This is a genomic window from Azospirillaceae bacterium (assembly GCA_028283825.1).
GTDB lineage: Bacteria > Pseudomonadota > Alphaproteobacteria > Azospirillales > Azospirillaceae > Nitrospirillum.
Genome location: JAPWJW010000001.1, coordinates 744,897 through 766,583, shown reverse-complemented (window position 1 = coordinate 766,583; position 21,687 = coordinate 744,897). Strand labels below are relative to the sequence as shown.

At 67.8% G+C, this 21,687-nt stretch carries 18 protein-coding genes, 1 tRNA gene and 1 pseudogene; 11 read left to right on the top strand and 9 right to left on the bottom strand.

The annotated features are described in order from the left end of the window. Nucleotides 1-93: 93 nt before the first annotated feature. Nucleotides 94-168 (top strand) — tRNA-Met (locus tag PW843_02970). Nucleotides 169-232: 64 nt separating this feature from the next. Here the strand turns inward: PW843_02970 and PW843_02965 are convergent. The 4 genes from PW843_02965 to PW843_02950 form a co-directional block, all read right to left on the bottom strand. Beyond that, nucleotides 233-769 carry an META domain-containing protein gene (locus tag PW843_02965; protein MDE1145568.1) on the bottom strand — a complete coding sequence of 179 codons (537 nt, stop codon included), beginning with the start codon at nt 767-769 and terminating at the stop codon, nt 233-235. A 256-nt stretch (nt 770-1,025) separates the two neighbouring features. After that, nucleotides 1,026-1,886 (bottom strand): class I SAM-dependent methyltransferase, encoded by an 861-nt coding sequence (locus PW843_02960; GenBank protein MDE1145567.1) that lies wholly within the window; start codon nt 1,884-1,886, stop codon nt 1,026-1,028. A gap of 87 nt (nt 1,887-1,973) precedes the next feature. Further along, on the bottom strand, nt 1,974-3,107 hold the full coding sequence (gene mnmA, locus PW843_02955) for a tRNA 2-thiouridine(34) synthase MnmA (GenBank protein ID MDE1145566.1): 1,134 nt from the start codon (nt 3,105-3,107) through the stop codon (nt 1,974-1,976). A gap of 100 nt (nt 3,108-3,207) precedes the next feature. Beyond that, complete coding sequence (locus tag PW843_02950) at nt 3,208-3,522, bottom strand: ferredoxin family 2Fe-2S iron-sulfur cluster binding protein (GenBank protein ID MDE1145565.1); 315 nt, start codon at nt 3,520-3,522, stop codon at nt 3,208-3,210. Nucleotides 3,523-3,744: 222 nt separating this feature from the next. Here PW843_02950 and PW843_02945 point away from each other — a divergent pair, with 222 nt between their 5' ends. The 3 genes from PW843_02945 (at nt 3,745) to PW843_02935 (ending at nt 7,304) form a co-directional block, all read left to right on the top strand. After that, nucleotides 3,745-4,440, top strand: a complete 696-nt coding sequence (locus PW843_02945; protein MDE1145564.1) for a hypothetical protein — start codon at nt 3,745-3,747, stop codon at nt 4,438-4,440. A 97-nt stretch (nt 4,441-4,537) separates the two neighbouring features. Beyond that, complete coding sequence (locus tag PW843_02940; GenBank protein MDE1145563.1) at nt 4,538-5,158, top strand: TetR/AcrR family transcriptional regulator; 621 nt, start codon at nt 4,538-4,540, stop codon at nt 5,156-5,158. Nucleotides 5,159-5,285: 127 nt separating this feature from the next. Then, a complete protein-coding gene (locus tag PW843_02935; protein ID MDE1145562.1) occupies nt 5,286-7,304 on the top strand; it encodes a CocE/NonD family hydrolase in 2,019 nt (672 codons plus the stop codon). Nucleotides 7,305-7,468: 164 nt separating this feature from the next. Here the strand turns inward: PW843_02935 and PW843_02930 are convergent. The 4 genes and pseudogenes from PW843_02930 to cysE all read right to left on the bottom strand — a co-directional run bounded on the left by PW843_02930 (nt 7,469) and on the right by cysE (nt 11,049). Continuing rightward, nucleotides 7,469-8,230 (bottom strand): annotated as a pseudogene (locus tag PW843_02930) (YoaK family protein). A gap of 165 nt (nt 8,231-8,395) precedes the next feature. Continuing rightward, nucleotides 8,396-8,926, bottom strand: a complete 531-nt coding sequence (locus tag PW843_02925; protein ID MDE1145561.1) for a hypothetical protein — start codon at nt 8,924-8,926, stop codon at nt 8,396-8,398. Between the two features lie 195 nt (nt 8,927-9,121). Next, entirely contained in the window at nt 9,122-10,291 is a 1,170-nt protein-coding gene (locus tag PW843_02920) for an aminotransferase class V-fold PLP-dependent enzyme (GenBank protein ID MDE1145560.1), read from the bottom strand. A gap of 20 nt (nt 10,292-10,311) precedes the next feature. After that, the gene (gene cysE / locus PW843_02915) at nt 10,312-11,049 is read right to left on the bottom strand and encodes a serine O-acetyltransferase (GenBank protein ID MDE1145559.1); all 738 of its coding nucleotides are present in this window, start codon (nt 11,047-11,049) and stop codon (nt 10,312-10,314) included. 261 nt (nt 11,050-11,310) lie between these two features. On the opposite strand from cysE, the gene PW843_02910 reads away from it, so the two are divergent. Continuing rightward, nucleotides 11,311-11,967 (top strand): alpha/beta hydrolase, encoded by a 657-nt coding sequence (locus tag PW843_02910; GenBank protein ID MDE1145558.1) that lies wholly within the window; start codon nt 11,311-11,313, stop codon nt 11,965-11,967. A 58-nt stretch (nt 11,968-12,025) separates the two neighbouring features. Further along, nucleotides 12,026-12,829 carry a hypothetical protein gene (locus PW843_02905; protein ID MDE1145557.1) on the top strand — a complete coding sequence of 268 codons (804 nt, stop codon included), beginning with the start codon at nt 12,026-12,028 and terminating at the stop codon, nt 12,827-12,829. Nucleotides 12,830-12,836: 7 nt separating this feature from the next. Here the strand turns inward: PW843_02905 and PW843_02900 are convergent, their stop codons facing one another. Further along, on the bottom strand, nt 12,837-13,931 hold the full coding sequence (locus PW843_02900; protein MDE1145556.1) for an anhydro-N-acetylmuramic acid kinase: 1,095 nt from the start codon (nt 13,929-13,931) through the stop codon (nt 12,837-12,839). Nucleotides 13,932-14,039: 108 nt separating this feature from the next. On the opposite strand from PW843_02900, the gene tyrS reads away from it, so the two are divergent. The 5 genes from tyrS to PW843_02875 all read left to right on the top strand — a co-directional run bounded on the left by tyrS (nt 14,040) and on the right by PW843_02875 (nt 21,467). After that, a complete protein-coding gene (tyrS, locus tag PW843_02895) occupies nt 14,040-15,311 on the top strand; it encodes a tyrosine--tRNA ligase (protein ID MDE1145555.1) in 1,272 nt (423 codons plus the stop codon). Further along, on the top strand, nt 15,308-15,613 hold the full coding sequence (locus PW843_02890; protein ID MDE1145554.1) for a hypothetical protein: 306 nt from the start codon (nt 15,308-15,310) through the stop codon (nt 15,611-15,613). Before tyrS ends, PW843_02890 begins: the two co-directional genes overlap by 4 nt. A gap of 155 nt (nt 15,614-15,768) precedes the next feature. Then, nucleotides 15,769-16,830, top strand: a complete 1,062-nt coding sequence (locus PW843_02885; protein MDE1145553.1) for a hypothetical protein — start codon at nt 15,769-15,771, stop codon at nt 16,828-16,830. 65 nt (nt 16,831-16,895) lie between these two features. Next, a complete protein-coding gene (locus tag PW843_02880) occupies nt 16,896-17,786 on the top strand; it encodes an ABC transporter ATP-binding protein (protein MDE1145552.1) in 891 nt (296 codons plus the stop codon). 48 nt (nt 17,787-17,834) lie between these two features. Next, nucleotides 17,835-21,467 (top strand): M1 family aminopeptidase, encoded by a 3,633-nt coding sequence (locus tag PW843_02875; protein ID MDE1145551.1) that lies wholly within the window; start codon nt 17,835-17,837, stop codon nt 21,465-21,467. Nucleotides 21,468-21,687 lie beyond the last annotated feature (220 nt).

Below are 21,687 nucleotides of genomic sequence, written 5' to 3'. Positions count from 1 at the left end.
GCGCAGCGCCCCCGGCGAGGGCCTTGACAGCCCGGGGGCGATTGTCCTACATGACGGCCCTCACCAACGCCGGCTTGCCCGGCGGTGGTCTATGGCAGCGTAGCTCAGTGGTAGAGCAGGGGAATCATAATCCCTTGGTCGGGGGTTCAAATCCCTCCGCTGCTACCAAAATACCGAACCCCCGGCGGCCCATCGGCCCCCGGGGGTTTGTTGTTTCTGGCGCGGCGGCCGCTTACTGCCCCGGCGTGCCGCTGCCCACGGTGTTGCCCACCGAGGCGGGTTCCGGCGCCTCGCCGCTTAACGTGCGGACGAACAGCAACTCATCGCCATCGCTGCTGGCCAGGGTCAGGGTATCCAGGTCGCGTTGCGGGTCGCGGTCGCGGGTCAGGGTCGTGGCGTCGGTCAGGACCCTCAGATAATCCTGTTCCAGCTTGGCCCGTTCCGGCGACAGGCAGGCCATGCGGGTGGTGGCCGCCGGCATGACCTGCAGATAGCCGCCGCCCAGGGTGTAGCCGCCGCGATAGCGGTTGCAGCCGGCGTTGCCCGACATGATGTTGGCGGCCCCATCGCGGCTGAAGCGGATGCTGACCGGCCCGCCGTTGCCGCCGGGGATTAGCGGATAAGCCGCGCCGTTACGCTGCTGCCAGTGCTGCAGCTCCCAGCCGGTGCCGGCCAGATCCTCCGCCGAGACGTTGGACACAGGCTTGGGCATGGAACAACCGGCCAGCACCAGGGCCGCCAGGCACGCGATGGAGACGCTACGCAGCATCGAATCCTCCCCGAATGATCGGCAGGGGCGCGGATGGGGAATCCGTCCCGGGACGTGGGCGCCCTGCGGAAGCTGGCCGGATAATCGGACAGCGGGCCACAAGCCCTTGTTCCGCATGCCGAATGTGGTGGCCCCAACTATGCGCGCGGGCATCGGTCCTGGCGATACCTCCTTATGATTGAACCGTCCGGCTAGGACGCCCGGCCCTACGGCATATCCGTATCAGTGGCACCACGGCCGGGCGAAAGCGTAGGTCCTACGCCGTGGTGGGCGCGACCTGGGCATGGACCAGCCGGCTGACCCCCACCAACGCCAGGGCATCGTCCCGGCCGGTGAAATAGCGGGGGTTCAACTCTGCCGGGCCCACATCCTCCGCCACCACCAAGCCGGCAGCCTCCAGATGAGGCGTCAAGGTGTCGGGCGTGAACAGGGTGCGCCAGGGCTCCCCCTGCGCGGCGACACGATCAGTCAGTGCCTGGAAGGGGGCACGCAACCACTCGGTCAAATGTTCCGGCGGCAGGATGTAGTCAAGAATGACACCACTGCCGGTCGGCAGGCCCCCGACCAGCCGCAGCACGTCCGTCAGCGCGTCGACCGTCAGATACATGCTGACACCCAGTAGAGCGAACAGGGCGGGCCGGTCCCAGGCGAAGCCGGCGCGCGTGAGACCGTCGGCCAAGGTATCCATCTCGAAATCCACGGCCGCGAAAGCCAGGCTGGACGGGATCGCGATGCCGGCCGCCGTCAGCAGTTCCCGCTTCCACGCCTGGGTCGCCGGGTGGTCCACCTCGATCACACCCAATCCGGCGTGGGGATTGCGGTAGGCGAAAGTATCGAGGCCGGCGCCCAGCAGCACGTATTGATCCACACCGCCCGCCACGGCCACCGCCAGCGCGTCCTCGGCATAGCGGTTACGAACCGCCGACGTGGCCCGCAGGATACGCGGGCCTGGCGCCTTCAGGGCTTCCGCCTGGGCCCGCAACTCCTCTTCCTTTCCCGGCCCCAAAATGGGCAGGGCCAGCGGATCAATGAAGATGGGCGGTTGATCCAGCAACTGGTGCGCCGCCCTCAGGGTGGCCATGGTCAGGGCTGTTTGGCTGGGACGGCTAGGTTCCATGGAAAGCAACCTCAGCAATGCAAGGTTGCCCAACTTAACACACCGACACGCGGGCTAACACACCAACACGCGCGGCGAGGGGTCGGTTCAGGCGGCGCCCACGATCCAGCCGCCGCCCAGGACGCGGTCACCCTGGTAGAAGACGGCCGCCTGGCCCGGCGCCACGCCGAACTGCGGCTGGTCCAACTCCAGGACGGCATCGCCGACCGCCCCCAGGAGGAGGTGGGCGGCCAGGGCCGGCTGGGCGGAGCGCAACTTGACCGTCACGGGCACGCCATCGGCCGGGGCCGCACCGCCCAGCCAGTTGACCTCACGCACCGTCACCCGGCTGCGGGCCAGGGCCGCACGCGGCCCCACCACCACCTGGGCGGATGCGGCGTCTACGCGCACGACATACAGCGGGTCGGTATCGGCCCCCGCTTCCGCCAGCGTGGCGTTGCCGCCCAGGCCCAGGCCCTTGCGCTGTCCCACGGTGTAGTTGATCACGCCCTCATGCCGGCCCAGCACACGGCCGTCGACATGGACGATGTCGCCCGCCGTCACCGCCCCGGGGCGCAGGCGGTTCACCACCGCCGCGTAGGAGCCGTTGGGCACGAAGCAGATGTCCTGGCTGTCGGGCTTGTCCGCCACCGGCAGGTTGTAGCGCTCGGCCAGCGCCCGGGTTTCCGTCTTGGGCATGCCGCCCAGGGGGAAACGCAGGAAGTCCAGCTGCGCCTGGGTGGTGGCGAACAGGAAATAGCTCTGGTCCTTGGCCGGGTCGGCGGCGCGGTGCAGTTCGGCGCCGGCGGCACCCTGCACCCGGCGCACATAATGGCCGGTGGCCAGCGCCTCCGCCCCCAGGTCGCGCGCCTGGTCCAGCAGATCGCGGAACTTGACCCGCTGGTTGCAGCGCACGCAGGGGATGGGCGTTTCGCCGCGCAGGTAGCTGTCGGCGAAATCCTGCATCACCGCGTCGGAGAAGCGGTTCTCATAATCCAGGACGTAATGGGGGATGCCGATGGTCTCGGCCACCCGCGACGCGTCGTAAATGTCCTGGCCGGCACAGCAGGCCCCCTTGCGCCCGACGGCCATGCCGTGGTCGTAGAGTTGCAGGGTGACGCCCACCACGTCGTAGCCCTCTTCCTTCAAGAGGGCCGCGGTCACGGAACTGTCCACCCCGCCGGACATGGCGACCACCACGCGGGTGTCGGCCGGCGCCTTATCGAAGCCAAGCGAATTCATGGCCCCGCATATGGGCCAAGATGAGCTCAAGCGCAAGCGCGGCCCGGCGGTCAGTCCCGCAAGGCCGGCCTGTGTTTGGGATGATGGGGGGCAGTGGCCCTTACTTGGCGCCCGGCAGCATGACGACCAGGCCGTCCAATTCCCCGGAAATGCGGATCTGGCAACCAAGGCGCGAGGTCTTGGTCAGGCCGAAAGCCAGGTCCAGCATGTCCTCTTCATCTTCCTTGGCGTCGGGCAGCAGGTCGTACCATTCCGGCGCCACGACGACATGGCAGGTGGAGCAGGCCAGCGAACCCTCGCAGGCGCCTTCCAGATCGATGTTATGCCGACGGGCGACCTCCAGGATCGATAGACCCAGCGGCGCATCCACCTCGCGGCGGGTTCCATCGGTCTCAACGAACGTCATCTTGGGCATGGCACTGCGTCACTCTGATAGGGGTTGGCCAATAGGTCGTGATTTGGCCGGCGGGCGCTGCGGGCACCGGCCGGAACAGCCTGTCTTGGTAGAGGGCGCAATCGCGCTTGTAAAGATGCCGTCTTAAGAGCGGCGGCATGCGCGCCGGCGATGTCGCTTGTATGGCCCCGGCGGTGTTTGGATACTGGGCGGGCCCTTCCATACCCAGCCCCCAAGGCCCCGATGCGCCCGCTATCCCCTGCCAATCTTGCCCGCCTCGGCCTGGCGCTCGCCATCACCAGCGCCGTCACCGCCCACGCCGCGGCACCGGCCGCCAAATCCGGCGGCGGCGGTCAGGGCCCGGCCGGCATCACCGGCCTGGCGCCCATTGCGCTGCATCTGGGCGTCAACCACATCCGGGACTTCAGCGCCGACGGCCGCGCCGCCGTAATCGTCCAGGCCTGGCGGGACAACGGCAATGCCTGGGGCCACAACACCTTTATGGTGATGATGGTGCCCAAGGGCGACGGCGCCGACCCCGCGCGCGGCGAATGGAATCTGGTGGCGACCGAGGCGGAGAAGCCGCCGGGCGTGGCGGAAATCGTCCGCGACAGTCCCCATACCGGCGAGGATGCCTTGCGGTCCGTGATGTTCGCGCACGGCAATATCAATGGCCAGGCCCAGACCCTGATGCTGATCGCCACCCGGACGATGCAGGATTCCGTGCCCGATCCGGCGCCGACCACCATCGACGTCTATCAGCTGGTCAGCAACCGGACCGACGCGGAGGACGCGGTCGGCGATACCGCCGACGCCTTCCACCGCATCCGCAGCTGGAAAACCAGGATCCCCTATTGCAGCAGCGACGCGGCGTTGGCGACTGAATTGCGGATCCCCCGCCAGAATGGCGAAGCACCCGATACCGACAACGGTTGCTGATTCCAGCAGTCAATTGATTATATGATGTTATTTTCATATGAATTTAACACTGCACCATGCAGTGTACTTTATGCACTTATTAATGCATAGATGGCTGATGCCAAACCAAACCACCCACGCCTTGTTTCTGAGCCGCGAAGCGACCCTGGATGCCGCCCGCACCCTGTTCCTGGGGCGGGGGTACGAAAGCGTCAGCATGGATGATTTAGCCGCCCTGGCGGGACTGGCGCGGCGGACGCTGTACAACCAGTTCGGCGGCAAAGACGCCATCTTCCGCGCCATGCTGGCGCGGGAATGGGCGGCATTGGAAACCGGACTTTCGGAAGCCGTCGCCCTGCCCCCACCGACGGCGGACGATCCCGCTCGTCCGCTGCGCGCGCTGGCCCACATCCTGGCGGCACGATTGGCGCGGGCCGACCACGTGGCATTGGTGCGTCTGGTCATCGCCGAATCCCGCAACCAGCCCCAGATCGCGGAGGACTACGCCCGCCTGGGGCGCCGGCCAATGCTGGACCGCATCGATGCTTGCCTGGACCATCTGGCCACGGCCGGCCTGATCACTTGTCCCGACCCGGCATTGGCGGCGCAGCAGTTCCTGGGCCTGATCGCGGAGCCGCTGCACTGGCCACGCGTGCTGGCCAGTGGCGGGGGCCAGGCGGACGCCATGCGCGTGGCCGATGAGGCGGTCGCCCTGTTCTGGGCCCACCACCGCTGCTGACATCACCGCCGGAGCATGCGCCGGTTCCCCCTTTCGCCCCGATCCCCGAATGACTTAGCTTGGATGCCAACAACGCTGCGGCACCCTTTGGGCGCGCGGCCGGTTCGGCTCAAGGGATGGACGGGGCATGGGGAAAAGGGAAACAGGCCGGCGCTTACGTGCCCGGCACATCGTCGCGGCGGCGGGCATCCTTGGGGTGGGCTTGGCAGGCCTGGCGCTCACGGGGTCCATGACGGCACCGGTGGCGCTGGCCCAAAGCGGCACTGCGGGCCAGGACAAGCCGTTCAGCGTTCAGGAGCATTACACCAAGTACGAATACCGCATCGCCATGCGGGACGGGGTGGACCTGTTCACCGTCGTCTACGTGCCCAAGGACCAGTCCAAGACTTACCCCTTCCTGATGGTGCGCACGCCCTATGGCTCGGGCGCGCGGGTGGGGCGAGAAAGCCTGTACGGTGCGGAGTCCTATCCCAAGCAACTGGGCCCTTCGCCGGACTTCGACCGCGCCGGGTACATCTTCGTTTTCCAGGACGTGCGCGGCCGCTTCATGTCCGGCGGCAAGTGGATGGAGACGCGGCCGCATATCGACGACAAGAAGTCGAAGAATGACGTGGACGACAGCAGCGACATGCACGACAGCGTTGATTGGCTGCTGAAGAACGTGCCCGGCAACAACGGCAAGGTCGGCATCTGGGGCATCAGCTACCCAGGCTTCTTCACCTCGGCCAGCATCGTCGACAGCCATCCGGCCATCAAGGCGGCCTCCCCCCAGGCGCCGGTGACCGACCTGTACCTGGGCGACGACGCCTATCATGGTGGCGCCTACATGCTGGCGGCCAACTTCGCCTTCTATGCCGCCTTCAAGGCGCAGAAGAACCCCACGCCGGAACCGCGCGGCTGGTCCGACTATGATTTCGGCACCGCCGACGGCTACGACTTCTATCTGAAGCAGGGCAATCTGGACCAGATGGGCGACCTGCTGGCCAACGGCGATCCCGTTGGCTGGCATGAGATGGTGGACCATCCCACCTACGATGATTACTGGAAGCCGCGCGCCATCGCCCCACACCTGAAGAACATCAAGGCCGCCGTGCTGACCGTGGGCGGCTGGTTCGATGCGGAGGATCTGCACGGCCCCTTCACCACCTATAACGCCATCGAGGCGCAAAACCCCGGCACGCCCAACAACCTGGTGATCGGCCCGTGGGTGCACGGTGGCTGGGCCCGGACCTATGGGCACAAGTTGGGGGCGGTGGATTTCGCGGCCGACACCGGCGACTATTACCGGAAGAACATCCTGTTCCCCTTCTTCGAACAGCATCTGAAGGGCGCCCCGGACGCGAAGCTGGCCAAGGCCACGGTGTTCGAGACCGGCACCAATGTCTGGCGCCAATATCCCTCATGGCCGCCCAAGCAGGCCCAGACCCGCACCCTGTATCTGTTGCCGGACGGCGGCCTGGGCTGGACGGCGCCGGCGACGGCACCCGCCAAGTTCGACGAATACATCAGCGACCCGGCCCACCCGGTGCCCTATGTCGGCTACGTCACCACCGACGTGCCCAAGGAATACATGGTGGCCGACCAGCGCTTCGCCACCACGCGCCCGGATGTGCTGGTCTATCAGACCGCACCCCTGGAAAACGACGTGACGCTGGTGGGGCCGGTGTCGCCCAAACTGTTCGTCTCCACCTCCGGCACCGACAGCGACTGGGTGGTGAAGCTGATCGACGTCTATCCTGATGAGTTGCCGCCGGTGCCGGGCGGGGAAGGGGCGTCCGATCCCAAGGCCGACGTGCCGCCGCCCAGCGTGGACATGGAAGGCTATCAGCAACTGGTGCGTGGCGACCCGCTGCGGGGCAAGTTCCGCAATGGTTTTGAGAAACCGGAACCCATGGTGCCGGACCAGGTGACGCCCATCCGCTACGCCCTGGCCGACATCAACCACACCTTCCGCCGCAGCCACCGCATCATGGTGCAGATCCAGAGCAGCTGGTTCCCCCTGGTCGACCGCAACCCCCAAACCTTCGTCAACATCCCCCAGGCCAAGCCGGAGGATTTCAAGGCGGCGCGGGAACGCATCTACCGGTCGCCCGACTATCCGTCGGGGCTGGAGGTGCACGTCATGCCGGCACCCGGCACGCCCTGACAACAACACGCGGCATGAGGCCATACCTCATGCCGCTAGCCCCCGACGGGGGCGCCGGAGGTTTCTGGGGAGCGTAAGCGGACTGGAAACCGAGGATAAGGCAAGGCCACGGATGTGGCCGCCCGCCGCCTGAGGGAACACGTCTAAGATTAAGACCTCTTTCCGCGCAGATCGTCGGCCAGGGGTACCGCCGCCAGCAGGAACAGCAGGGCGGCCAGGGGCACGGTCACGGAAAAACCGATGATCTTGAAGCCGAGGGCGCCGGCCACCCCGCCGCCGAAAAAAGCGCCCACCAGGCAGGACAGCAGGCGCAGCTTGGGCAGGTCGGCCCGCACCCGGTCGGGTGCCCCGCTCTCGCCCGCCACAGCGTGGCGGTGCCAGTAGATCAGCTTGCCCAGTTCGATGCCGATATCGGTGACCATGCCCGTCATGTGGGTGGTGCGGATGCGGGCGCGCGACAACTTGGTGATGATGGCGTTCTGCAACCCCATGATGAAGCACAACAGGGGCACGGCCACCGCCAGGAACCACGGCAGGTGCAGGCGCCATGCCCCGAGAAAGCCGAACGCCAGCAGCAGCAGCCCTTCCAACGACAGGGGCAGGGCATATTGGCTGGCGTTGTGGTGGCGCCGGCCCCAGTTGATCAGGATGGCGGAACAGGCGGCCCCGGCCATGAAGGCGCACAGGGCCGCCAGCCCTGCACCGAACAGCCCCAGGGCGCCCAGCACCAGATTATCCGCCAGGGACGAGACCACGCCCGACATGTGCGAGGTGTACTGCCCCACCGCCAGGAAACCACCCGCGTTGGTCATGCCGGCCACCAGGCATAAGGCCACCGCCAGATGCGAATCGGCACGGTCGCTGCGCTCAGGCGCGATCAACCGGCGCAGGCGGTCGATGAGCCTGTGCGGAACGGTGGTGGGCAAGACGTTGGCAGACAGGGTGGACGGGGATAAGGCGTCATGCATGTGCCGCACCTGCTCGACAGCATCGGCGGAAAAGCGCCGCCGCCCGCGATGATAGCCCCGCCGCCCCGGCGGATGCCAGGGCACCAAAGCCACCAAAAACTCAAAGCCGCCCTGCCCGCCGTTCTATTCCTGTGAATCGTTGGCCGCTTCGGGCGGGGTGACGGCGCCCAGCGCCTCCCCCAGGGTCTGGCACAGGGTCAAACGTTCCGCCAGGGGGGGCACGGCGGCCAGGTTGCCGGAGTGGAAGGCGGCGGACAGGTCGATCAAGGTGCCGGCAATGGCGCCGATGACGGCCAGCGTCACCTGTTCCAACGTGTCCTCATCCACCGGTGCCACGCCATGCAGGGCCGCCACCTGGGCCGCCAGGTCGGCCATGTCGGCATCCTCCGGGCCCTTGCCCACGGTACCCGGCAGGTCACCCTCGGGCTGGATCAGGTGCAGCAGGTGGCGGGCGCGGGAGGCCGGGTCGCGCAAGGTGGCATAGGCCTGCGCCACCGCCACGCGATGCCGCTCGGCCAGGGCCTGTTCCTCGGCGCTGCGGTCCTTCAGTCTTTCCGAGGAAAGGATGCGGTTGAATCCGGCCAACTGCCGGTCCAGCACCGCCCGTTCCACATCGAAGCGGCGTTCCAGGTTCAGGCGGACAAAGGCATCCAAATCCGCCGGCGGCTGAATGGCACCGCAGTTGTGGCAAAACAGCGCCCTGCCGGACACCGGCCTGCCGCAAGACCAGCACGCCCCCATGCCGTCCGGCACCGGACCCGGATTGTCCCCCGGGGTCCCGCCCCCGCCCACACCGTCAGCCATGCGCCCAGAAACCCCTGTGTCCCAATCCCAAATCCAGTGGCCACCCTACTGCTGGACGGCCGATTGTGAAATGACAGACCGCACATCCGGATGGGATAGGGCTTGCTGAGCTGGTGGCGAAGCTGGATTCGGCCGGCGGCGGTACAGGTCGGTCCAGGCGGCGATGAAGCGGTCCACGTCCTTCGGCGTCGTCGACCAGCCCAGGCTGACGCGGATGGCGGCCCCCGCCAGGTCCGGCCCCAGCCCCATGGCCGCCAGCACGTGCGAGGCCGCGACCTTGCCACTGGAACAGGCAGAACCGCTGCTGACCGCCACGCCCGCCAGGTCCAGCGCCATGACCTGGGTTTCGCCCCGCCAGCCGGGGGCGACCAGGCAACTGGTGTTGGCCACGCGCGCGGCACCCGCACCGGCCACCATCAGGTCAGGCGCCACAGCCGCCAGTTCCCGTTCCAGGCGGTCGCGCAAAATCGCCAGGGTCGCGAAAGCCGCGACGTCACACGCCGCCGCCGCCCCGAACCCGACAATGCCGGCCACGTTCTCAGTGCCGGCGCGGCGGCGCCGTTCCTGCCCACCCCCGCGCAGCAGCGGCGCCAACGGCACGCCGTCGCGCACGAACAGGGCACCCACGCCCTGGGGCCCGCCGATCTTGTGGGCGGAAAAGGCCAGGTAATCGGGCGCGATGGCGGCCCAATCCAGCGCCAGACGGCCCACCGCCTGGCTGGCGTCGCAATGGAACAGGGCACCATGACGCCGGGCCAGGGCGGCCACCTCGGCCACCGGTTGGATCACGCCCGTCTCATTATTCACCGCCATGATGGAAATGAACGCAGGCGCGCCGGCCTGCGCCAGCAGGGCATCCAGCGCCGCCAGGTCGATGGCGCCATCGGTCGTGACGGGGCAGCGGACGGCACCTGGTGTCGCCTCCAGCACGCTGGCGTGCTCAATGGCACTGGTGATCACCGCACGATCACCGGCGCTGTTCAGCGCCAGGGCGTTGGCCTCGGTCCCGCCACCGGTGAAGACCAGCGTGGCCGGGGGCAACCCGACCAGGGCCGCCACCTGGCGCCGCGCCACCTCCACCCGGCGGCGCGCCTCACGCCCCTGGGCATGGACGGAGGATGGATTGCCCGGCAGGGACAACACCGCCACCATGGCCGCCACCGCTTCGGCGCGCGGCGGACAGGTGCCGTTATGGTCGAGATAGACGGCGTTCATGGGAAATCCCCCCAGACGGGTCAATAGGGCGGCCAGCCGGCCGGGCCGCAATCATCCTCCGCCCCTCGGGCGGCCAGGACGGGGGGAACCAAGGCGATGGGCGGGGCCGCCTGTTCCAGTTCCTCCAGCCGGCGGCTGAGGGTGCTGACCTGGTCGGTCAGGGCCTGCAGGGCACGCACCACGGGATCGGGCACGTTGTTGCAGGGGGTACCGTAGGCCAGGAACTGATCCTTTTCCGTCTTGGCCTTGGACGTCACCGCCTTGGCGGGGATGCCCACCATGGTGGCGCCCGGCGCCACATCGGCCACCACCACCGCGTTCGCGCCGATGCGGGCGCCGGATCCAACAGTGACGGCACCCAGGATCTTGGCCCCGGCGCCGATGATGACGTTGTCACCCACGGTGGGGTGGCGCTTGCCCTTGCTGAGCGAGGTGCCGCCAAGGGTGACGGCGTGGTAGAGGTGGACATTGCGGCCGATTTCCGCCGTTTCACCGATCACCACGCCCATGCCATGGTCGATGAAAAAGCCGTCGCCGATGGTGGCGCCGGGATGGATTTCGATGCCGGTGCCCATGCGGGCGATGTGCGAGATGAATCGGCCCAGCGTCAGCCAGCCATGGCGCCAGCAATGGTTCGCGACCCGGTACAGCAGCACCGCGTGCAGCCCCGGATAGCACAGCAAAATCTCCAAAGTGGAGCGCGCCGCCGGGTCGCGGGCCTTAATACCCTCGATCTCTTCTTGAAGACGCTTGAACACCGATGCGCTCGCTGTGGTATAAATCGCGCCCGGAATGGTCTTTCTGCCATCGGCGCAGCCTGGCCATCCCGGAAAACGGGGGGTCAGATTGTTCGATGCGTCTGTACACGGCTCCAGGAGGCCCAGCCTTGCGATATAAGATCGCCTGCCTGCCGGGTCAAGCGAAGCCCATGCCGACGGTCCTGACCAGGCCGTTTCCCATCCTTGTGGACCGTATCCATGAGGCCCCATGCCCCCAGACAGCAGCGGAACCGGAGCACGATGCCTGAAGTCATCATCAATGGACCGGCTGGCCGGTTGGAAGGGCGTTATCTTCACGGCAAGACGACCAACGCCCCGATTGCTCTGCTGCTGCACCCGCACCCGCAGTACGGCGGCACCATGAACAACAAGGTGGTCTACACCTTGTTCCACGCCTTCGCCCAGCGCGGCTTCTCCTGCCTGCGCTTCAATTTCCGGGGCGTGGGCCGCAGCCAAGGCACCTATGACCGGGGCGAAGGCGAGTTGTCGGATGCGGCATCCGCGCTGGACTGGCTGCAGACCTACAACCCCAATGCCGCGGCCTGCTGGATCGGCGGCTTTTCCTTCGGGGCATGGATCGGCATGCAGTTGCTGATGCGCCGGCCGGAAATCGACGGCTTCGTGTCGGTAGCACCGCCCGCCAACATGTTCGACTTCAGCTTCCTGGCGCCCTGCCCCTCCTCCGGCCTGATCGTCCATGGCGACAAGGACGAACTGGTGCCGGACGCGGCCGTGACCAAGCTGGTCAACAAGCTGTCCAACCAGCGCGACATCAAGATCGACTTCAAGAAGGTCGAAGGCGCCAACCACTTCTTCAACGACCGTTCCGACGCGTTGAACGAAGTGTTGGGCACCTATCTGGATGCCAACCTGGGCAAGACGCTTGCCGCCGAATAACGGCGTTCCGGCAAACCACCCCCGAAGCCGCCGGCCCGGGACCTGGGTGTCCTGGGCCGTGGGGCTTTTTATTTTCTGCCTGTTCATGCCCCCTGCGTGGGCGCAGGACGCGGCCCCCACCCTGTCCAGCCCCGGGGCGTCGACCACCCTGGTGATGATCTTCGCCGAACAGCCGCCGCTGCTGACCTGGGATCGCGATACCCACCAGCCCGGCGGCACGCTGGCGGTCGCGATGAACCGAATCGCCGCGCGGGCCGGTTTGACATTGTCCTGGCAGGAGCCCTGGGCCCGCCGGCGGGTACTGGCCGACCTGGACGCCGGCCGGCAACCGCTGTGCGCCGTGAACTGGGCCCTGACGCCGGAACGCGCCCACCGTTTCAAGTTCACCGAACCGCTGGGGCCCCCGCCCGACTGGGTGCTGGTGGTCCGCGCCGGCGACACCCGCCTGGGTGCCGAACCGACACTGGGCACCCTGCTGCCCCGGCCGGACCTGATCTTCGGCTTTTCCGACGGCACCTGGGTGGATGAGCGTTACGTGCAGCCCTTCCTGCCGCCCCATGCGGAGGGTCAGACGCCCACCGACGCCCCCAACCGCGAGCGCGTGCGCGGCGGGCAAAGCACATTGCTGGCCATGGTGCAGAAGGGGCGCGTGGATTACGCCCTCGTCAACCGCGCCTCGCTGGGTCGCATGCTGTCGGACGGGAACGTCGCCCAGGCGGATTTGCGCATCATCCCCGCGCCCGATGCCGGCCCCAACCAGCCGGGCCGCGTGATGTGCACCCAATCCATACCGAACGCCCTGATCGACCGCCTGAACCAGGCCATCGCGGCTGAGGCCACCCTGCCAGTGGCTAGGGATTGAAGTTCATTTACGCGGCGTTGCGCGTCGGCTGGTGGAAGCGTCCCCCGGTCTGCGGCGCCGGCACGCCGGTGGTGCCGGGCAGCGACAGCGGCAGGCCCCGGCGGGACCTAACCGCCAGGTAGGCGAAGGCCTGGGCCTCCAGCGCGTCGCCCGACCAGCCCAAATCATCGACATTGCCCACGGCCACGCCCAGCCGGTCGGACAGGGCCCGCATCAGGGCGCCGTTGTGCCGCCCGCCGCCACAGGCCAGCCAGGTACGCGGCGCCTGCGGCAGGTGGGCCACGGCGGCGGCCACGGCGGCGGCGGTGAAATGGGTCAGCGTCGCCGCCCCATCGGCCGGCGACAATGCCGCCACCGGCAACGGATCGAAGGCGTCACGGTCCAGCGATTTCGGGATGGCCGTGGTGAAATAGGGATGCGCCATCAGCGCGTCCAAAGCGACCGGGTCCACCGTGCCCTGGGCCGCCAGCGCCCCGCCGGCGTCATAGGTCGCCCCCGTCCGGGCCCGCACCCAATCGTCGATCAGGGCGTTGCCGGGGCCGGTGTCGAACCCCAGCACGGCGTCATCATCGTCGCCCAGCCAGGTGACGTTGGCGACACCGCCGATGTTCAGCAGCGCCACCGGCCGGGGCAGGCCGGCCGCCAGCGCCCGGTGGAACAGCGGCACCAGCGGCGCCCCCTGGCCGCCGGCCGCCACGTCGGCGCTGCGGAAATCATTCACCACGGCGATGCCGGTCAGGGCCGCCAACAGGGCGCCGTCGCCGATCTGGCGCGTCAGCCGCTGGTGCGGGGCATGATGGATGGTGTGGCCGTGGAAGCCGACCAGGTCCACATCCGCTGCCGTCAGCCCCGCCTGGTCCAGCAGCCGGTCCACCGCCTGGGCATGCAGGCGGGTCAGTTCGCCCTCCACCGCCGTCACATCGGCCCCATCCACCCGGCCCAGGACGGCGCGCAAGGCATCACGAAAGCCGGCCTCATACGGCAGGGTCAGGTGGGGACCGGTTTCCACATGGTCGCGGCCGTCGGTGCGGATCAGGGCGGCATCGATGCCGTCCAGCGACGTGCCGCTCATCAGGCCCAAGGCGCGGACGATTTCCCTCATGGCGCTTCCCCATCCGTTGAATGCCGATACCCTGGTTTTACGGCATCGGGGGATGTGATAACAGACGTCTCGTACCGCCGTTTTCCCAAGCCGACACGAGTCCATCCCATGAGCAGCGCGTCCGCGTACGCCCCCAAGTCCGATTTCCTGCGCGCCATGACCGAGCGCGGGTTCTATCACCAGTGCACGGATCTGGAAGCGCTGGACGCCGCCTTCCTGGCCGGGCCGGTGACGGGTTATATCGGCTTCGACGCTACGGCGGACAGCCTGCATGTGGGCAGCCTGGTGCAGATCATGATCCTGCGCTGGATGCAGCGGACGGGGAACCGCCCCATCGCCCTGATGGGCGGCGGCACCACCAAGATCGGCGACCCGTCGGGCAAGGACGAATCCCGCCAACTGCTGACCAACGACAGCATCAACCAGAACATCCTGGGCATCCGCAAGCCCATGGACCGGCTTCTGGATTTCAACGATGGGCCCAACGGCGCCATCCTGGCCAACAACGCCGACTGGCTGGACGAGTTGGCCTACATCCCCTTCCTGCGCGACGTGGGCCGGCACTTCACCATCAACCGCATGCTGACGTTTGATAGCGTGAAGCTGCGGCTGGACCGGGAACAGCCGCTGACCTTCCTGGAATTCAACTACATGATCCTGCAGGCCTACGACTTCGTGGAACTGAACCGGCGCTACGGCTGCCAGGTGCAGTGCGGCGGGTCGGACCAGTGGGGCAACATCGTCAACGGCGTGGAACTGGGCCGGCGTGTGTCGCAGGCCAGCCTGTTCGGCCTGACCGCCCCGCTGCTGACCACCGCGTCGGGCGCCAAGATGGGCAAGACCGCCAGCGGTGCCGTGTGGCTGAACGCCGAACGCCTGTCGGACTGGGACTTCTGGCAGTACTGGCGCAATACCGAGGATGCGGACGTGGGCCGCTTCCTGCGCCTGTTCACCGAAATGCCGCTGGATGAGATCGCGCGCCTGGAGGCCCTGCAGGGTGCCGAGATCAACGAGGCCAAGAAGATCCTGGCCAACGCCGTCACCGCCCTGATGCGGGGGGAGGAGGCGGGGGCCGCCGCCGCCGAGACCGCCCGCCAGACCTTCGAGCAAGGCAGCACGTCGGAGGGCCTGCCCAGCATCGACGTCGGCCTGGCGGAACTGGAGGAAGGCATCCCCGCCTACGCGCTGCTGCTGCGGTCCGGCCTGGCCGGCAGCAACGGCGAGGCCCGGCGCCTGATCAAGGGCGGCGGCGCCAAGGTCAACGACATCCGCATCCCGGATGAACAGGCCAAGATCACCGCCGCCGACATCACCGACGGCGACATCATCAAGCTGTCGTCGGGCAAGAAGAACCACGCCCTGGTGAAGGTCGTCCGATGAACGGCCGCGGCGCCATTCTGCGTCTGCTGCTGGTGGGGCTGGCCGTCTGCGTCGCCCTAGCCGGCACACTGGGCATTGTCGTGGCCCTGCGGGTCGCGGCCGGCCTGCTGTTCCTGGGCTTCCTTGCCGGTCTGGTCCGGGTGTGGACCAAGGTGGTGCCGGAACGGCGCCTGCGCGCCACCCTGCGGCTGATCCTGATCTCCGCCCTGGTCCTGGTGCTGATCGAACGCCTGGCGGTGCTGGGCGGATATGGCGTGCAGTTCCATGAGGGACTGCGCCTAGCCTTCGGCATCGCCCTTTAGGCATCGCCTGTCCATCGGGGGCAGGTTCCGCCTGCCCGGGTAGGCGATACGTCCGAAAGGGATAGGCCGGGGCCTCTTGCGGGTTGCCGCCGACCTGCCAGACTGGTCGCCGGTGCGAGGCCGGGGGGCCTTCGCCCGCAATCGGGGCGGACAGCATGTCAGGGGATGGCATCAGCCAGGCGGGGGTCTTCGCCCAAATCGTCTATCGCCTGCGCGCCGCGCTGGGCCGCCGGGCCACCATCGCCTGGACGTTGACGGTCCTGATCCTGCGATCAACGGGACAGTCCGCGCGCGCGCGCATCAGTGGCAGTTCCGTAGCCCTGTGGCACCGGACCAGCCAGGCGCTGACCCTGACGGCGCCCCAGAACCTCGCCGCCATGCTGCGTCGGGGCCGCGACCGCGCCCTGGACCATGCCGCCCGACGGGCAGGAAAGCTGCCGGCGACGGGCGCCCGGCACCGGCTGGGCCGCGCCTGGGTCGGCGCCCTGGCGCGGGTGGGATACGCCCTGGACCATCAGGCCAACCGGCTGACCTGGCGATTGGCCCGCACCCTGCGCGCCCTGGAACGGGAATGCGTGGCCCCCATGGCGTCCGCCACACGCGAACCCTACCGGCCTTCCCGCGTCACCAGCACCCTGGGCCGGCTGGGTGCCGCCGCCTGGGCCGGGGTGGAAGGTGTCGCCAGGGGCGTGGATTGGCTGGGCCGTCGCGCGATACGGGCGATGGGGTTCCTTCGGTCCCACCTGGCCCGGTTGGGACGAACGCTCCGCCCCTGGCCGGCCGCCCTGGCCCGGCGCCTGCGCCTTTATCCCTGGCGCCAATTGGGGCATCGCGCCCTGGTGCCGGGACAGTGCGCCGCCTGCATCCTGTTCGGCCTGGTCCTCATCCGCCGGGGCGACATGGTCCACATGCTGGCCGGCGGCCTGCTGGTCACCGCTTTCGTGCTGATGGCCGTGGTCTACACCTGGATGCTCTATCATCCACCGCAGACGGCGGAGGGGGACGCTCCGGCCGATTTGGAACCACCACCCGTCGTCGAGGCCGAGGCCATGGTGGCGGCGCCTGGCGATGCGGCCCCCAAAGCCCGGCGCCAGCGGGCCCCGCGCCGGCCGCGCAAACCAGCCGCTCCGCCGTTGGCCCAACGACATGCTGCCGGGTCTTTAAGACGCCGGCCCACGAGTGGCCCCACGCCATCGCCCCATAATGGCGTTGATTAAACGAATGCGCGCAATACGATAACGGCGCGCACCGAAAAAAGGACGCCGGACGGGGAATAGAATCGATGTTGCAGATAGAGGGCCTGACACACACCTACGCCAACGGCGTGCAGGCGTTGCGGGGGCTGACCTTGGATATCCCGCGCGGCATGTTCGGGCTGCTGGGCCCCAATGGCGCCGGCAAGTCCACCCTGATGCGGACCATCGCCACGCTGCAGCAGCCGACAGCCGGCCGCATCGCCTTCGACGGCATCGACGTGCTGAAGGAACCGCAGCGCCTGCGCCAGGCGCTGGGCTACCTGCCGCAGGAATTCGGCGTCTATCCCCGCGTCTCGGCGGAAGACATGCTGGACCATCTGGCGGTGTTGAAGGGCGTTGCTGACACGGCGCAACGGCGGGAACAGGTGGCGGCCTTGCTGCACCAGACCAACCTGTATGATGTGCGTAAAAAGGCATTGTCGGGCTTTTCCGGCGGCATGCGCCAGCGTTTCGGCATCGCCCAGGCGCTGCTGGGCGACCCGCGCCTGATCATCGTGGATGAGCCCACCGCCGGCCTGGACCCGGAAGAGCGCAACCGCTTCCACGGCCTGCTGTCGGAAATCGGCGAGAACGTGGTGGTCATCCTGTCCACCCACATCGTCGATGACGTCGCCGACCTGTGCCCGCGCATGGCCATCATCGAGGGCGGGGAGATCGTGGCCCAGGGGGAACCGGCGGCCCTGATCGACGGCATGCGCGGCCGCGTCTGGCGCAAGGTGGTGCCCAAGACCGACGTGGACGCCCACCGCCAGGCCCATCAGGTCATCGCCACGCGGCTGGTGGCCGGGCGCAGCGTGCTGCACGTCCTGTCCGACACCCCGCCCGGCGACGGATTCGAGGCCGTGCCCGGCGACCTGGAGGACGTGTACTTCGCGGCCCTGTACCAGCGCCGGCATCCCGCCGTGCTGGCGGCCTGACACCGCATCCCCGCCGTTTCCATCCCCCCATAACGGACAGGTCGCCCCATGACCGCGCCGCGCCTATTCGCCCGCATCGCCTGGTTCGAGCTGCGCTATCAGCTGCGCCAACCAGCCCTGCTGATCAACTTCGCCCTGTTTTTCCTGCTGACCTTCCTGGCCACCACGGTGGACCAGATCCAGATCGGCGGGCGCAGCAGCGGCGTGCATATGGACGCGCCCTTCACCATCCTGATGGTCACCAGCATCCTCAGCCTGTTCGCCATGGGCATCCCCCTGCGCGGCCTGACGGACCCGGTGCTGCGCGACGACGACACGGGCATGGCGGGCCTGATCGGTGCCACATCGGTACCGCGTCCCCTGCTGCTGGCCGCGCGGCTGGCGGGCGCCTTCATCGCCTGCGCAGTGGCCATCAGCGCCTGCCAATGGGGCACTATCGTCGGGCGCCTCGCCTGGTGGGTGGATCCGGAGCATTTCGGCGCCTTCCGCCCCTGGGATTATCTCTACGCCCTGGGCGTGTTCGGCCTGCCCGACATGGCGGTGACGGGGGCCCTGTTCTTCGCCGTCGCCGCCTTCACCCGGCGGCAGATGGCGACATACATCGCCATGATCGCCCTGCTGGTGGCCTATCTGGTCATCAGCCGCGCCCTGTCCGACCCCGGCCTGCGCCCCTTGATGAGCTATCTGGACCCGTTCGGCATCGCGACCCTGCAGGTCGTCACCCGCTATTGGACGGTGGTGGAGCGCAACGGCCTGTTGCCGCCATTGACCGGGGCCCTGCTGGCCAACCGCCTGATCTGGATCGCCGTGTCCCTGGGGTTGATCGTCCTGGGCCTGGTCGGCGACGCCTGGGCGCTACGGCGGGGCCCGCGGCGCACCGGGGCACCCGCCGCCACGGAAACACGAACCGCCCCGCCACCCCTGCGGCCGGTGGCGACGGCGCTGACGGCCGCGACGCTCTGGTCCATGCTGCGCGTCCGGCTGCAGTTCGAGGCGACGGCCACCGTCCGCAGCCCCAGCTTCCTGATCCTGCTGGCCGTGAGCCTGATGAACCTGACGGCCACCCTGCTGCTGCTGAAGAGCAATTACGACGTCACCTCCTACCCCGTGACACGGGAAATGGTGACCGCCATCCTGGGTGCCTTCAGCATCGCGCCTTTCGCCATCGCCGGTTATTACAGCGGTGAACTGGTGTGGCGGGACCGCCAGGCCAACGTGGCGGAAATCCTGGGCGCCACGCCGGCCCCCGGCTGGGTGTTCACAGTCTCAAAATACCTGGCCATCGCCCTGGTGCTGGCCGGCCTGTGGCTGGTGGCCATCGTCCCGGCAGCGGCGGTGCAACTGGCCCGCGGCCCGGTGCCGTTGGAACCCGGCCTATACCTCGTGTCCCTGCTGGGCACGGCGCTGCCCGACACGCTGATCCTGTTGGCGCTGACCCTGTTCGTGCAGGTGCTGTCGCCCAACAAGTTCGTCGGCTATGCCGTCATGGTGCTGTACGTCGTCTTCCAGATGAAGGCCGGCAGCCTGGGGCTGGAGGACAAGCTGCTGGTCTATGGGACCGCCCCCAACCTGCCCCTGTCGGACATGAACGGCTACGGTCATTTCCTGCTGGCCCACATTTGGTTCGATGTCTATTGGGGGGCGGCGGCCGGCCTGTTGCTGGTGCTGGCCCACCTGATCTGGCCGCGTGGGCGCGCGCTGACCTGGCGGGATCGCCGCCGGGCGCTGGCCACCGGCTGGACCCGGCCGATGGCGGCGCTGGCCTGCCTGCTGGTGCTGGTTTTCGCCGGCAGCGGCGGGTGGACCGCCTGGAACACCCACCATTTGAACCAGTTCCGCACCCAGGATGAGCGCGAGGCCCTTCAGGTCGATTACGAGAATGCCTACCGCCAGTATGAGACCCTGCCCCAGCCGCGCATCGTCGCCGTCTCGGTGGCCATGGACCTGCACCCCGCCGTCCAGGGATATGACGCCCATGGCCATTACATCCTGGAAAACCGGACCGGCCAGCCGCTGACCCAGGTGCATGTGGTCATGCCGACGGACACCGACCTGGAGAGCATGGCACTGGAGGGCGGACACCTGACGACGGACGACCAACGCCTTCACTACCGCATCTTCACCCTGGACCAACCGCTGGCGCCCGGCGGCCGGCTGCGCCTGGACTTCGCCGTCAGCCAGCGCCACCCCGGCTTCACCAACGACGCCAACGCCCCCATGGTGGTGGGCAATGGCAGCTTCATCAACAACTGGAGCGCCCTGCCCACGGTGGGCTTCAGCCGGCAAGCCATGCTCCAGGACAAGTTCAGGCGCCGCAAGCACCACCTGCCGCCCATCGATCGTGAGCCCAAGCTGGAGGACAGCAGCCAATGGGCGGTGTCGGACCTGGGGCCGCAGGCCAACCTGATCGACTTCGACACCACCATTTCCACCGACCCGGACCAAACGGCGGTGGCGCCGGGATATCTGGAACGCGAATGGACGGCCATGGACGCCACGGGCCAGGAGCGTCGCTATTTCCATTACGCCAGCGACGCACCCATCCCCTACTTCGTCTCATGGCTGTCCGCGCGCTATGCCGTCGCCCATGACAGCTGGACGGGCGGGACGGACGGCAAGCCGGTGGACCTGGCCGTCTATTACCACGCGCCCCACGTCTGGAACGTGGACCGCATGATGACGTCCATGAAGCAATCGCTGGCTTATTGCTCCACGGCGTTCGGTCCGTATCAGCATCGCCAGGTGCGCATCCTGGAATTTCCCGATTACGCCCGCTTCGCCCAGAGCTTCCCCAACACCGTGCCCTTCTCCGAAGGCATGGGTTTCATCGAGGACAACCGCGACAAGACCAAGATCGACAGCGTGTTCTATGTGACCGCGCACGAGGTCGCCCACCAATGGTGGGGGCACCAGCTGGAGGCGGCCAACGTCCAGGGCAACACCCTGCTGGTGGAGACGCTGGCCCAGTACACGTCGCTGATGGTGATGGAGCATCAGTACGGCCCCAACCAGATCCGCAAGTTCCTGAAGTATGAGCTGGACCGCTACCTCTCCAGCCGCGGGCATGAGGAACTGGAGGAATTGCCGCTGAACCGGGTGGAGGACCAGCCCTACATCCATTATCGCAAGGGGGCAGTGGTGATGTACGCCCTGAAGGATTACCTGGGCGAGGACGTGGTGAACCGGGCGCTGGCCCGCCTGCTGCGCGAGGGCAAGGCCCGCACCGACCGCTACGCCCTGTCCACCGACCTGGTGGACGCCCTGAAGGCGGAGGCAGGACCCCAATGGTCGGGCCTGATCGACGACATGCTGACCCGGATCGTCCTGTATGACCTGAAGGTCACCGGTTCCAGCGCCGAAGCGCTGCCCGACGGGCGCTTCAAGGTCCGCCTGGACATCCACGCCGGCAAACTGGAGGCCGACGGCCAGGGCAAGGAAACGCCCCAGCCCTTCAGCCTGCCCATTGATGTCGGCCTGTTCCTGAAGGAACCCGGCAAGGGCGATTTCGCCGACGGCGATGTCATCCACCTGGCCAAGCAGCCCATCCATGACGGCGATCAGACCATCGAGCTGGTGGTGGACAGGAAGCCGGGCTTTGTGGGCATCGACCCCTACAACAAGCTGATCGACCGCAATTCCGATGACAACGTCGCCAAGCTGGGTGCCGAGACGGGAAGCTGAACCAGGGACATGCGGCTTTGCCGCCTGTCCCTGTAGACCGCGACTGCGGGCGCCGGAGCTGTTCGGGAAGCGACGCGGACCGAAGAGCGGGGATCAGCCCAGCGGCCGGATGGCCGCGCCCGGCGATTGAGGGCCACGCATAAACACTCAAAAATCATGAAACCGTCATGGGGGGTGTGACCTGTGGGGTGGGACGGGACGCCGCACCCTGCTAGGGTGC